The following is a 12,198-nucleotide window of genomic DNA, read 5'->3' as shown; positions in this document are numbered from 1 at the left end:
CAATGACCCGAACCCAACTATTCTTACTGGCTTTAAGTTTCTGCTCAAGCTTTTGCTTTGCGCAGCAAAAAATCCCTTCAGCCGAAAGCAAACTTCTTCTTACATCCAAAGGTGTGAAGGACTACAGATTTTTGGCAGAAAAATATCCAAAAGCTGTGCAACAGATAGAGGAAATGAAAGCCAAAGTCGAAGCAGAAATGGCTGAGCCTATCAATGTACCTATCCCAAAGGATGCCGGGGGAGGATTCACTCATGAGAAACACAAATCGAATCAACTCTCGATTTTCCAGGCAGGGGTGCTCTACAAACTAACAGGAGAAGAGAAATATGCGAAGCACTCCAAAGTACTTTTAAATGCTTACGCGAAAATGTACAAAACCCTTCCGCTGCATCCTGAGAAAAAGGAGCAGACTCCAGGAAAGCTGTTTTGGCAAAGTTTGAATGATGCCGTGTGGCTAGTCTATACAGTTCAAGGCTTCGATGCAATCAAATCCTATTTGACACCTGAAGAGCGGGATTACCTCAAAACAGAGTTATTTGAGCCTTATGTGGAATTTCTAAGTGTAGACGGCGCGGAAACCTTCAATAAAATCCATAATCATGGTACTTGGGCTCTAGCGGCGGTAGGGATGACTGGTTATAGTTTGGAAGTAGATGAGTGGGTGCAGATGGCATTGAAAGGTACCGCTGCAGATGGATCAGGTGGCTTTATTGCCCAGTTGGATCAGCTCTTTTCTCCAGACGGCTATTACACCGAAGGTCCCTATTACCAAAGATATGCATTGCTACCCTTTGTGGTTTTTGGTCAGGCCATCGCAACTAATAATCCAGAACTGAAAATTTTTGAACACCGGAATGCTATTCTGACTAAGGCCATTTATACAGCCATAGACCTGACCTATGCGGGTCATTTCTTCCCGATCAATGATGCGTTAAAAGAGAAAAATCTGAAAACCTCCGAGATGGTTTTTGGAGTGGATATCGCCTATAGCATTACCAAGGATCCCTCCCTACTGTCTATTGCAGAATACCAGCAAAATTTTGCTCCCATCGATGGTGGGTTTAGCGTGGCGGCAGCAGTAGCAGCTGGATTGACTAAGCCTTATGATTTCAAATCTATACGGGTGAGAGATGGGAATGACGGAACGGAAGGAGGTTTGGCCATTTTCAGAGCAGAGTCCTATACAAATTCCTCTGCATTAATCTACAAGTACACAGCACAGGGAATGGGTCATGGTCATTTCGACAAACTGACCTGGTTGTATTACGACAATAATTCTGAAATCATTCGTGACTATGGTGCAGCCAGATTTTTGAACATTGAAGCCAAATATGGTGGACATTATTTGGCTGAAAACAATACATGGGCTAAGCAATCCATCGCACACAATACGGTGGTAGTTGATGAAAAAAGTCACTTCGGCGGAAAGTTATCCACAGCTGAGAAGGCTTTTCCAACTGAATTAATTTTCGATGTAAGTGATCCAGATTACCAAATCGCAAGCGCCGAAATAGAAGGAGTTTACGAAGGTGTAAAGTTCACGCGTACAATGATCTATCTGAAAGATGAAGCCTTTGAATATCCGGTGGTCCTCGATCTTTTCGAAATAGAATCTAATGAGGCACATCAATATGATCTTCCAATTCATTTCAATGGGCAATTTATTCACTTAAATGTGCCACTGCAGGCGAACAGTACACAAATGAGCCCTCTAGGAAAAGCTAATGGCTACCAGCATCTCTGGAATATGGCTCAAGGAAAAGCTCACGACAAGCTCAGTCAATTCACTTGGCTGCTGGATAACAGATTCTACACCTGGAGCACCAAAACCAGCGCAGAGGATGAATTGATCGTGACTGAATTAGGGGCAAATGATCCGGATTTCAATCTTAGAAATGAGCGCTCCATTATCCTTAGAAGTACAGGTCACGGCAATCACTATTTCCTCTCTGCTTTGGAAACCCATGGCGATTTTGACTCCAAAAATGAAGTGACTATGAATGCCTCTAATCAAATTCAAGCACTGGATCTTACAGTAAAAGACGGAAAAAGGTCAATAGTGGTAACAACCAAAGATTCAGGGATCAAAAACTACGAAATCAATTAGTAATCAAACTAGTACATCTAAATAAAGAACGCATGAAATTTCAAAGTGACATATTTCAAAAAGGGGAAGATATCAAGTGGGAAGTGGTAGGTGAAGGCGTGAAGCGTCAGATCATGGGACACGATGATAAAATTTTGATCGTAAAAGTTTTTTTCGAGAAAGGAAGCATAGGACCGATTCACGATCATTTTCATAGTCAGGCTACCTACGTAGAATCTGGGGAATTTGAAGTCAATATAGGTGGAGCCAAAAAAGTACTTAAGGCTGGAGATGGCTTTTACATTCCTCCTCACGAGCCACACGGTGCGTTGTGTTTAGCTGCTGGAGTCTTGATAGATGTCTTCAGTCCAATCAGAGAGGATTTCTTCACAGGAGAAAAGTATAAATAATGAAAAAGGTAAAAGGACTACGATGGTTGGTAGTGAGTCTTGTCGGCCTAGCTACCGTCATCAATTACATCGATAGAAACGCGCTCGCGGTCATGTGGCCGGGAGTGGCGGAGGATTTGAACATGGGAAAGGAAGATTATGCATTGATTCTCTCCTTCTTCATGATCGCCTACGCCTTAGGGCAGACAGCCTTTGGGAAAATCTTTGATCAAATCGGTACACGCTTTGGCTTTTTGCTCTCCATTTCTATATGGTCAATTTCCATCGCATTACATGCAGTGGCCAAATCTGTTTTGTCCTTTGGAATCTTCAGATTCACACTTGGATTTGGGGAAGCAGGCAACTGGCCAGGAGCTACTAAGGCAAACGCAGAATGGTTTCCTGTCAAAGAAAGGGCTCTAGCACAAGGAATTTTCAACTCAGGAGCATCTTTGGGCGCAGTCATCTCAGCCCCAATTATTGCTTGGATGTACGTGACAATTGGTTGGCAGATGACCTTCGTTTGCATAGCGGCGTTGGGATTACTATGGATTATTCCTTGGGTAATCGTGTACAAATCTTCACCTGACAAGCATCCTTGGATCACAGAAGAAGAGCGGAATTACATCGTCAAAGGCCAAAAGCCAGAACCTGAGCCTGACGATTTAGCGCAGGAGGAGGAATATGTACCTACGCTACGGGAACTATTAAAACTAAAACAAAGCTGGGCTATCATCTTGATGCGCTTCTTTATCGATCCCGTTTGGTGGTTATTCGTGTCTTGGCTTCCTATTTATCTCGCAGATCAATTTGGTTTCGACGTGAAGCAAATCGGGCTATTCGCTTGGGTGCCTTACGTAGGAGCGGCAGTTGGAAGTTTATTCGGAGGATGGCTCGTAGGTGTCTGGCTCCGCAAAGGCTGGTCAGTCAATAAAGCCAGGAAAACGATTATTTATCTCGGATGCCTGATCATGATCCCACCGTTGATCTTGACGGCTTATGCAGCGACTCCATTGATCGCAGTATTATTAATCGCAGTGATTCTTTTCGGTTTCCAAATCGCAATCGGCAATATCCAGACACTTCCAAGTGATTATTTCTCAGGCAAATCTGTAGGCTCCTTAGCTGGAGTTAGCGGATCTGCTGCAGTGATTGGAGTATTGATTACCATCTGGCTAGTTCCAGTAATCACAGCAACATCTTACGTTCCTTTCTTCGTGTTGGGAGCATCCCTAGTACCCCTAGCTTTAATATCATTTGCACTGCTAGGAGGCAAAATCAAACCAGTAACTAATCTCATTTCAAAATAAATTTAATTCGAACAGTATGAACCTATCAGGAAAAGTAGCAATCGTAACAGGCGGTGGAAGAGACATCGGTAAGGAAGTATCCAAAAAATTAGCAGCACTAGGCGCTAAAGTAGTGGTCAATTATTTTGACAATAAAGAGCAAGCTGAGGAAACTTTGGCGGAAATAAAAGCGGACGGCGGCGACGCGATTTTGGTGCAAGGTGATATGACAAGCGAGGCTGAGGTTGCTAACCTAGTTTCAGAAACAACAAAAGCTTATGGAGATGAAGTACATATTTTAGTGAATGTGGCTGGTGGATTAGTTGCTAGAAAGACGTTGGAAGAAATGGATCTTGATTTCTTCAGCTTCCTATTGAAATTGAACCTTACTTCTAATTTCCTAGTGACCAAGGCTGTCGTTCCTCATATGAAAAGCGGTGCTTCTATCGTGAACTTCGCTTCTCAGGCAGGTCGTGACGGTGGCGGACCGGGAGCTTCTGCATATTCGACTGCAAAAGGTGGCGTGATCACCTTTACTAGATCTATGGCAAAAGAACTTGGACCAAAAAACATCCGAGTAAACTCTCTTTGCCCAGGAATGATTGCCACAACTTTCCACGACACCTTTACTAAGGACGAAGTACGTGAGAAAGTTGCAGGTGGAACTCCTTTAAGAAGAGAAGGAAAAGCAAAAGAAGTAGCTGACTTGGTTGCATACCTTGCTTCTGATGAATCTTCATTCGTCACAGGAACTAACATCGATATAAACGGAGGATTACTATTCTCTTAAGTCTGAGTAATACCATTATTCAAAAAAGACTGGTAGCAATGCCAGTCTTTTTTTTATGATGTTCTTGTTAAAAAATATCTCCAAAGAATTCATGATTGAGGTTCAATGTTGGAAATTGCCCTTTTCTAAAGGTGGCAAGGGGGATTTACAAACCAAACCTGCCCTCAGAACCCGCACTATAGCTGGTATAACATTTTCTAGTTGCCCATTGAAATAGGAATTCAAAAATTACGTATTTTCAACTACTATGTTCGACTTCATCAATCAGTTGTCCGTTGACATCATTTTTTTCGGGAAGGTAATTTCCCGCGAGTTGTTAATTGCAAATCCTTGGTATTGTCTAGACGAAACCCGAAAGATAAACTGCTATTTCACTTTTTTCGAAGATGGTACTTCCATAAAATCAGAAAATGGGGAAGAGGATGCATTAGATTGGATCCTAACTCCCGAAGGAATTCTAGAATTCATCGATGACATTGATCCTCCGCTTCGATTTGAAGTGAAGTGTTTAGGAAATCAAATGATAGTATTCAAATATCCTGACCAACTAACCGGCCTTGTGCTTTTCACTGAAGGTAAAGCAAAAGAGATTTTGATTCCTTTTTTGAATTAATTCCCAGAGACATTCAGAGTGCCTACGTAGTAACCTTTGTCTACAGTGACTTTTACATCTTTCTTTGCCACATCTACTGACTGCCATTGCTGGGTGGGCTTCAGAATCATTTCCTCCCCTTCCACATAGATTTTTAGGGACATATCGAATCCATCCACCACATTTTCCCAGCGGTAAAGCAACTGGCCTTCTTTCAAGTTATAGCTGAAAATCGGAATGCGAATATCTCTTAAATATTGATCAAAAACTGGCTTAAGGTTGATCCCAGTCTTTTGGGAAATATAATTTTCGATCTGGCGAGTGGAGACAGTTTTATGATAAAATTCGGAATTCAGCCCCCTCAAAATTGACCTCCATTTCTCATCGTCATTCACAATCTGCCGGATGGTATGTAGCATATTGGCACCTTTGTAATACATATCACCAGATCCTTCGGAATTCACATTATAAGTTCCGATGATCGGGCTATCATTAGTAATGGCCATTCTGGTACCCAGCACATACTCGCTCGAGGCTTCTTTTCCATAGAAGTAGTCCACAAAAAGATTCTCAGAATAAGCCGTAAAACTCTCGTGAATCCACATGTCCGCGACATCCCGATAGGTGATATTATTGGCAAACCATTCGTGCCCTGACTCATGGATGATGATAAAGTCAAACTTCAATCCCCAGCCTGTTCCACTGAGATCACGACCTAGATAACCATTTGCATAGTCGTTTCCGTAGGTAACTGAACTTTGGTGCTCCATACCCAGGTAGGGCGCTTCCACTAGTTTATAGCTGTCTTCATAAAATGGATAGGGCCCAAACCAATGCTCAAACGCCTCCATCATCTTTGGTGCATCTTCAAACTGCTTTTTGGCTTTTTTCAGATTCTCACGAAGCACATAGTAATCCATGTCCAGCTCGCCTTTTTCACCTTTATATTTTTCTCCGAAATGCACATAATCGCCCACGTTGATATTGATGCCGTAGTTATTAATTGGGTTTTTCACTTCCCAGTGATAGGTTTTGGTTTTGGCTGCTTTGTCATGATCTGTTTTGATTAAGCGTCCATTGGATATATCCATTAGATTTTCGGGTACAGTTACAGACATCAGAACTCCTTGATCTGGCTCGTCATAGCCATGATCCTTATTTGGCCACCAGACGCTTGCCCCAATTCCCTGATTGGAATTTGCGAGAAAAGGCAAGCCATTACTATCCTTTTGCCAAGTTAAACCACCATCCCATGGCGGGCGAACCGCCTCCACAGGTGTTCCTGAAAATGTCAAAACCACTTCCTTTTCTTCCCCGATTGGCTGGTCCGATTTAAGCGTGATAATATGAGCATTCCCCTCATGCTCAATTTTTAATTCCACTCCATCCTGCTCGGCTTTCGAAAGTTGCATAGGTGTTTGTAAATCGATTTGCATGCGATTTGCATCTTCCAGCACTTTGTACCTCACCGTATTTTTGCCCGAAAGTGACTTCGTATCCGGGTCAACTGTCACTTCCAAATGATAATATTGCAAATCCCACCAGGCTCGCTCAGGAGTAATGGTACCTCGCAATGTGTCCTGACGCGTGAATTTCTCTCCATGAGGAAACATTTGTGCTTGGGCACTAAGGCAAAGGAGTACGGAAAAGCTTAGTAGTATAAATCTCATGACGAAGGCGAAATTTGGAATTTGAAACCACAAGATACTGGGTAGGATCAATTGAAAAGCCATACATTTCCACGAAAGGACTTAATTTTAGTGAAATGAAGGTTGTTAACGATAAGAAGAGTGAAACCTAATTAATATGAGCAAAATCAATTACCACAATCGTAAATTCCGTGCAGTTCAAAACACAGAAAATGGGGAAACTTCAGCCGAAACAGTTTTCCACTATCAGCAAGAAGGTAATATTCTAACAGCAGAATACGCTGGAGGCAAAATTGTCAAAGGACATTTGATCGGGTTAGTGGATGAAGATGGCCAAATCAATATGCGCTATCATCAGGTAAATTCTGTTGGAGAACTCATGACTGGCATCTGCCAATCCAAACCCAAAATTCTAGAAAATGGTAAAATCCGTCTCCATGAAACCTGGGAATGGACTTCTGGTGATCGGTCTAGCGGAGAAAGTGTAATTGAGGAGATCTGAGTGAAGGTTGGATGAGGGAGGCCGGGTGACCGATGCTCCTAGCCACTATAGTTAAATTGCTTCATATGCGATAACCTGCCTGTCCACTACCGTTATAATAAACTTCGAAAAAAATCTCAGCAAACACTAAATCTGACTAGCATACATTTTAGCTAACCGACTTAAAAACAACCTACTTTATACTTGAGATTTTTTACTTTATACTTCCTTTTACATCCTAATTCTCCACTCTTTCGGATAATAGTTATTCACACGGTTTCCTAAGTTTTTTGATCCAGCCAAGCGGTAAGTTATTATAAGTTATCAACACCCAGCCAACTGGTAAATCAGGTATTTCAAACTCATTTTTACGCAAAAATTCAATGGCTTCAATTTCCGAAAGCTCATGAGAAGGAAAGTCCTTTTTAGGTAATGTGGATAAAGCCCACTCATGATTTGGAATCCAATCGTTTTTCTGCTTTTTCCCAATTTCCACTCCGAAATACTTCAAGCTCAAATGCTGTGAAATCTTCTGAAAATGCAGATTCCAATCTTTGGAAATCCTGAAATAAGAATCATTCAGCGTGTAGAATTTTCCGGTACCATCAAAACCTAATTCCGCATCCAATTCGCTGGATTCCCTATTAAATACTTCCTTCAGATAAGGATGTTTGAAATCTTTTATTCGCTTCGGCTCCTGGATATAAGCCTCTGCTGATCGCTTCAAAACCGTAATAAAAAAGCCTTCTCTCCTCCACCAAATGCGGGAAGAATCGATAGCCATAAAATGTTTTTCCTTCAGCTTCTACCTCGGTTTCCTTAATATTCCAACTAGCGTCTAAAGGAATTCGAACCGGCTCATACGAAAACTCTTCCGTCAAAAACCGGATCATATCTTCATTTTCCGACTCATTGAACGTGCAGGTACTGTAAACCAAATATCCATCAGCTTTCACCAAAGCTCCAGCTTGATCCATGATTCGCTTTTGGCGAGCGGAGCAAAGCTGCACATTGTCAATGGACCATTCTTCCCTAGCCTGAGGATCCTTGCGAAACATTCCTTCTCCGGAACAAGGTGCATCCACCAAAACCAAGTCAAAAAAGCCCTCCAGGGGTGCAAAATGATCAGGATCATTGTTGGTAACCGCAGTATTTCCCAACCCCCACTTGATGATATTTTCCTTCAAAATCTGAGCTCTAGGCTGAATGACCTCATTGGCAACCAACAATCCCCTTCACTACCTAAATAGGTAGAGAGTAAGGTTGATTTCCCACCTGGCGCAGCTGCCAAATCGAGGTAAATTCCTTTGGGGATTTCCAGTGAATTAAGAATATGTTCTATAAAAATCGAAGACGCTTCCTGCACATAATAGGCTCCGGCGTGGATCGCAGGGTCAAGAGTAAATGAAGGTCTTTCTTCCAAAAAAAAGCCCGTTTTGGACCATGGTATGGGCGTGTTTTTCCATGAAAAGCGAAAAGGTTTTGGCAGAGTTTAATCTGATGGAAGTTCGAGAAGGATTGTTAATTGCTTCTTTGAATTGCTCAAATTCGGCTTGACCGAGTAGTTCGAGCATCTGAGACTCGAATTCCTTAGGAAGATTGGTTTCTGGCATGGCGCAAAGATAAGTCATCAGTTCGCAGTCTCAGTAATCAGTTTTCAGAAACTGAAATGCTTTACCAAATCTTAGAAATTGCTAGATTGTCTAAATTCTAAAGATTTATGGAAATCCTCGCTAAAATTCTCATCGGTGCCATTGCTGCTCTTCATCTCTACTTTTTATACTTCGAAATGTTCGCTTGGGAAACAATCGGAAAAAAAACTTTCAAATCCCTACCAGCAGAATTATTTCCTAAAACCAAAGGACTAGCTGCAAATCAGGGACTTTACAATGGCTTTCTGGTAGCTGGATTGGTGTGGTCGCTGCTCATTGAGGATCACAAATGGTCTTTTTATGTGGCGGTATTTTTTCTGAGCTGTGTGTTGGTTGCTGGAATTTTTGGTGCACTGACGGCAAGTAAAAAAATCTTCTGGGTACAGGGTTTACCAGCGCTAATCGCCTTGGTATTGCTGCATTTACATTAAAAAAAAGAAAATGTATTTCCCGCAGATTTTACGCTAATCTGTTTCGCAGAAATTCGCTGATTAGAAACATTCGGCGAATATCTGCGATTTTTATTGTGCGCTGATCTGCGGGAAATCATTTATAAATCATCCTCCTCAAAATCATCTTCTTCTCCCGGTCCCATATCAAACATGGAGCTAAAAAGGTCCTTAAATTGTAATCCTGTATCCAGCACTTTTTTGCTTAGCTGAGAGAATTCCGCCAGACTCATGAAGTGCAAATTCCATAAAGAATTCCTTCTCTTTTTCAGGTATGTCTTTCACCAACTGCGTCACTACCTCTTCCAAACCTGGTACGGAATGAAGTGCAGACTTGTAGTCCTTGTCTCCCTGAGAAGCTAGGATATCCAACTCATTTCCTTCACCAAACCAAGCTAGAGGCAACACATAAGGATTGCCTTGCTTTTCTTTTTTCTTCTGCTCAGGTGATGGGAAATAATTTATAAACTGCGAACGGATGGCTTTTCCGATCAAATTATAAGCTACTAAACCTGCGCCTTCCTGCTCGCCTTCATAGACCAACTCCACCTTTCCGGTAATTGCTGGGATAACTCCGATCAAATCAGCAATTCGAATAATGGTATTACTTTCTCCATTCATATACATTCTACGCTCAGCAGCGGAAATCAAGTTTTCGTAAGCCGAAATCGTCAATCTCGCAGAAACACCGCTTTTCTCATCCACGAATTCAGAACCTCGAGCCTCAATAGCAATCTGCTCGATCAAGTCTTTCATCAGTTCAGGCACATAGATATTGTCCACAGGCTTGCCTTTCAAATTAGCTTCCTGTGCAGTTACCCTTCTCCCTATCTCTATAGATTTAGGATAATGCGTAATGATCTGACTTTCAATTCTATCTTTTAGTGGTGTTACAATGCTCCCACGATTGGTGTAATCTTCAGGGTTTGCCGTGAAGACAAATTGAATATCCAGCGGCAGCCTCAATTTGAAACCACGGATCTGAATATCTCCTTCCTGCAAAATATTGAAAAGTGCAACCTGAATTCTAGCCTGTAAATCCGGCAACTCGTTGATCACGAAAATGGAGCGATGCGATCTTGGTACCAAACCATAGTGAATTACACGTTCGTCGTTATAGCTTAACTTCATCGTAGCAGCCTTGATCGGATCCACATCACCAATCAAATCGGCAACCGACACGTCTGGTGTTGCTAATTTCTCTGTATATCTATCTGATCTATGCCACCATCCTATTGGTGTATTATCACCCTTTTCCTCAATCAAATCTTTGGCAAAAGAAGTCAAGGGTAGCAAAGGATCATCATTCAGTTCCGCACCAAAAACTACAGGAACATACTCATCTAAAAGATGTGTCATCATCCTGGCAATTCTCGTTTTCGCCTGCCCTCTCAGACCAAGTAAATTGATATTATGTCGAGAAAGAATTGCCCGCTCAATGTCTGGAATCACAGTGTCCTCATATCCCCAGATTCCTTCAAAGACGTTTTCCTTTCGCTTGATCTTCAAAATCAAATTATCGCGAAGTTCTTCTTTGATTGATTTGGGTTGGTAGCCAGCTGCCTTCAGTTGGCCGAGGGTTTTTATCTGGGTGAGTTCCTGTGGTGTCAGTTTTTGGTAGTCCATATTGCTTAAAAGCGTTTCGTTCTATTTCGTCTATAATCTTCAAAAATCAGGTCGCCGAGCCCTTTCAGACTGCTGTAGTAGGCATTCCCATTATTCACTTTGGTAAATTCCTTTACAAATTCCTTCAAATAGGGATCTGAAGCAATCATAAAGGTAGTCACTGGTATTTTCAATTTTCGGCATTGGGCCGCAAGTTTCAGTGTCTCGCTGAGGATCTTGCTGTCTATTCCAAAAGCATTTTTATAGTATTTGATTCCCAATTTCAGGCAAGTCGGTTTTCCATCGGTGATCATGAAAATCTGCTTGTTTGGATTCTTCCTTCTTCGAAGTATATCCATCGCTAGTTCCAGACCAGCAACGGTATTCGTATGATAAGGGCCAACTTGCAGGAATGGCAAGTCTTTGATTTCTATCTGCCAAGCGTCATTTCCGAAGACGATGATGTCGAGTGTGTCTTTTGGATATCGAGTTTTGATCAGTTCTGCCAAAGCCATGGCTACTTTCTTCGCTGGAGTGATTCTATCTTCCCCATACAAAATCATAGAGTGGGAAATATCTATCATCAGCACCGTAGATGTCTGTGATCGAAACTCATTTTCCACCACTTCCAGGTCATCTTCGGTAAGCAAATAATCTCCACCAAAACCATGATTTGCCTGGGCATTTCTCAAAGAATCCGTCAAAGCAATCTGATCCAGATTATCTCCAAATTCATAAGCTCGGCGATCTGTGCCACGCTCTTCTCCTTGTCCTGAATGTGTGGTTTTATGTTGACCTGATTTTCCGCGCTTAAGTTTGCCGAATATCTCTTCCAAAGCTGACTTGCGAATCGTCTGCTCAGCTTTCCCAGTGACCTTGAATTCTCCTTTTCGGTTTTCCTCGGTTAGGTAGCCTTTGCTTTTCAGATCCTCTATAAAGTCTCCGATCCCATACTTGGGATTGGTCATGTTGTAGCGATTGTCAAGATTGGTGAGCCAGCTCATCGCCTCAGCCACATCCCCGCCAGTCATGGTGACGAGTTGCAAAAATATATTCAACAGATTCTCAAACGTATTCTTCTCAGGATCCTGAGTGGGTACGAACTGAGTAAATCGAAATCCTTTCATAATTAGACTCAAGTATCAAGATTCAAGACACAAGACTTTGGTTTTAAAGTAACCAACGAGACTCTTGTCAAAATTAACTAAGCCGGAA

The 12,198-nt window shown here is 42.0% G+C and carries 13 protein-coding genes and 1 pseudogene; 7 read left to right on the top strand and 7 right to left on the bottom strand.

Features of this window, described 5'->3' with window-relative positions:
• Positions 1–2: 2 nt before the first annotated feature.
• From AC0L6R_RS02355 to AC0L6R_RS02335, 5 genes are all read left to right on the top strand, one after another.
• Positions 3–2,108, top strand: a complete 2,106-nt coding sequence (locus tag AC0L6R_RS02355) for an alginate lyase family protein (RefSeq protein WP_473269769.1) — start codon at positions 3–5, stop codon at positions 2,106–2,108.
• 32 nt (positions 2,109–2,140) lie between these two features.
• A complete protein-coding gene (locus AC0L6R_RS02350; protein ID WP_473269768.1) occupies positions 2,141–2,497 on the top strand; it encodes a cupin domain-containing protein in 357 nt (118 codons plus the stop codon).
• The gene (locus AC0L6R_RS02345) at positions 2,497–3,786 is read left to right on the top strand and encodes an MFS transporter (RefSeq protein WP_473269767.1); all 1,290 of its coding nucleotides are present in this window, start codon (positions 2,497–2,499) and stop codon (positions 3,784–3,786) included. The genes AC0L6R_RS02350 and AC0L6R_RS02345 overlap by 1 nt, the downstream gene beginning before the upstream one ends.
• A 16-nt stretch (positions 3,787–3,802) precedes the next feature.
• A complete protein-coding gene (locus tag AC0L6R_RS02340; protein ID WP_283413495.1) occupies positions 3,803–4,555 on the top strand; it encodes an SDR family NAD(P)-dependent oxidoreductase in 753 nt (250 codons plus the stop codon).
• A 247-nt stretch (positions 4,556–4,802) separates the two neighbouring features.
• A complete protein-coding gene (locus AC0L6R_RS02335) occupies positions 4,803–5,168 on the top strand; it encodes a hypothetical protein (protein ID WP_283413494.1) in 366 nt (121 codons plus the stop codon).
• Here the strand turns inward: AC0L6R_RS02335 and AC0L6R_RS02330 are convergent.
• Complete coding sequence (locus AC0L6R_RS02330; RefSeq protein WP_473269766.1) at positions 5,165–6,817, bottom strand: M1 family metallopeptidase; 1,653 nt, start codon at positions 6,815–6,817, stop codon at positions 5,165–5,167. The two genes, AC0L6R_RS02335 and AC0L6R_RS02330, sit on opposite strands and share 4 nt — an antisense overlap.
• A 136-nt stretch (positions 6,818–6,953) precedes the next feature.
• Between AC0L6R_RS02330 and AC0L6R_RS02325 the strand changes: the two genes are divergently transcribed.
• Complete coding sequence (locus tag AC0L6R_RS02325; protein WP_473269765.1) at positions 6,954–7,298, top strand: avidin-fold protein; 345 nt, start codon at positions 6,954–6,956, stop codon at positions 7,296–7,298.
• Between the two features lie 244 nt (positions 7,299–7,542).
• Here AC0L6R_RS02325 and AC0L6R_RS02320 read toward each other — a convergent pair whose 3' ends face one another.
• Genes AC0L6R_RS02320 through AC0L6R_RS02305 form a run of 4 tightly spaced genes read right to left on the bottom strand, consistent with a single transcriptional unit; the run spans position 7,543 to position 8,908 of the window.
• Positions 7,543–7,905 carry a methyltransferase RsmF C-terminal domain-like protein gene (locus tag AC0L6R_RS02320; RefSeq protein WP_473269764.1) on the bottom strand — a complete coding sequence of 121 codons (363 nt, stop codon included), beginning with the start codon at positions 7,903–7,905 and terminating at the stop codon, positions 7,543–7,545.
• 16 nt (positions 7,906–7,921) lie between these two features.
• A complete protein-coding gene (locus AC0L6R_RS02315; RefSeq protein WP_473269763.1) occupies positions 7,922–8,464 on the bottom strand; it encodes an NOL1/NOP2/SUN domain family protein in 543 nt (180 codons plus the stop codon).
• A complete protein-coding gene (locus AC0L6R_RS02310) occupies positions 8,461–8,700 on the bottom strand; it encodes a hypothetical protein (protein WP_473269762.1) in 240 nt (79 codons plus the stop codon). Before AC0L6R_RS02310 ends, AC0L6R_RS02315 begins: the two co-directional genes overlap by 4 nt.
• Positions 8,672–8,908, bottom strand: coding sequence for a hypothetical protein (locus AC0L6R_RS02305; RefSeq protein ID WP_473269761.1), 237 nt, complete (start codon positions 8,906–8,908; stop codon positions 8,672–8,674). Before AC0L6R_RS02305 ends, AC0L6R_RS02310 begins: the two co-directional genes overlap by 29 nt.
• 89 nt (positions 8,909–8,997) lie before the next feature.
• Between AC0L6R_RS02305 and AC0L6R_RS02300 the strand changes: the two genes are divergently transcribed.
• Positions 8,998–9,360, top strand: a complete 363-nt coding sequence (locus AC0L6R_RS02300; protein WP_473269760.1) for a DUF1304 domain-containing protein — start codon at positions 8,998–9,000, stop codon at positions 9,358–9,360.
• 119 nt (positions 9,361–9,479) lie between these two features.
• Here AC0L6R_RS02300 and AC0L6R_RS02295 read toward each other — a convergent pair.
• Together AC0L6R_RS02295 and AC0L6R_RS02290 are read right to left on the bottom strand one after the other, a co-directional pair.
• Positions 9,480–11,004, bottom strand: a pseudogene (locus AC0L6R_RS02295) (P-loop NTPase family protein).
• Between the two features lie 5 nt (positions 11,005–11,009).
• On the bottom strand, positions 11,010–12,110 hold the full coding sequence (locus tag AC0L6R_RS02290; protein ID WP_283413488.1) for a vWA domain-containing protein: 1,101 nt from the start codon (positions 12,108–12,110) through the stop codon (positions 11,010–11,012).
• Between the last annotated feature and the right edge of the window lie 88 nt (positions 12,111–12,198).

The organism is Algoriphagus sp. 10J20-15, assembly GCF_055809615.1.
Note: the sequence above shows the minus strand (reverse complement) of the source record. Positions and strands in the feature narration are given on the sequence as shown.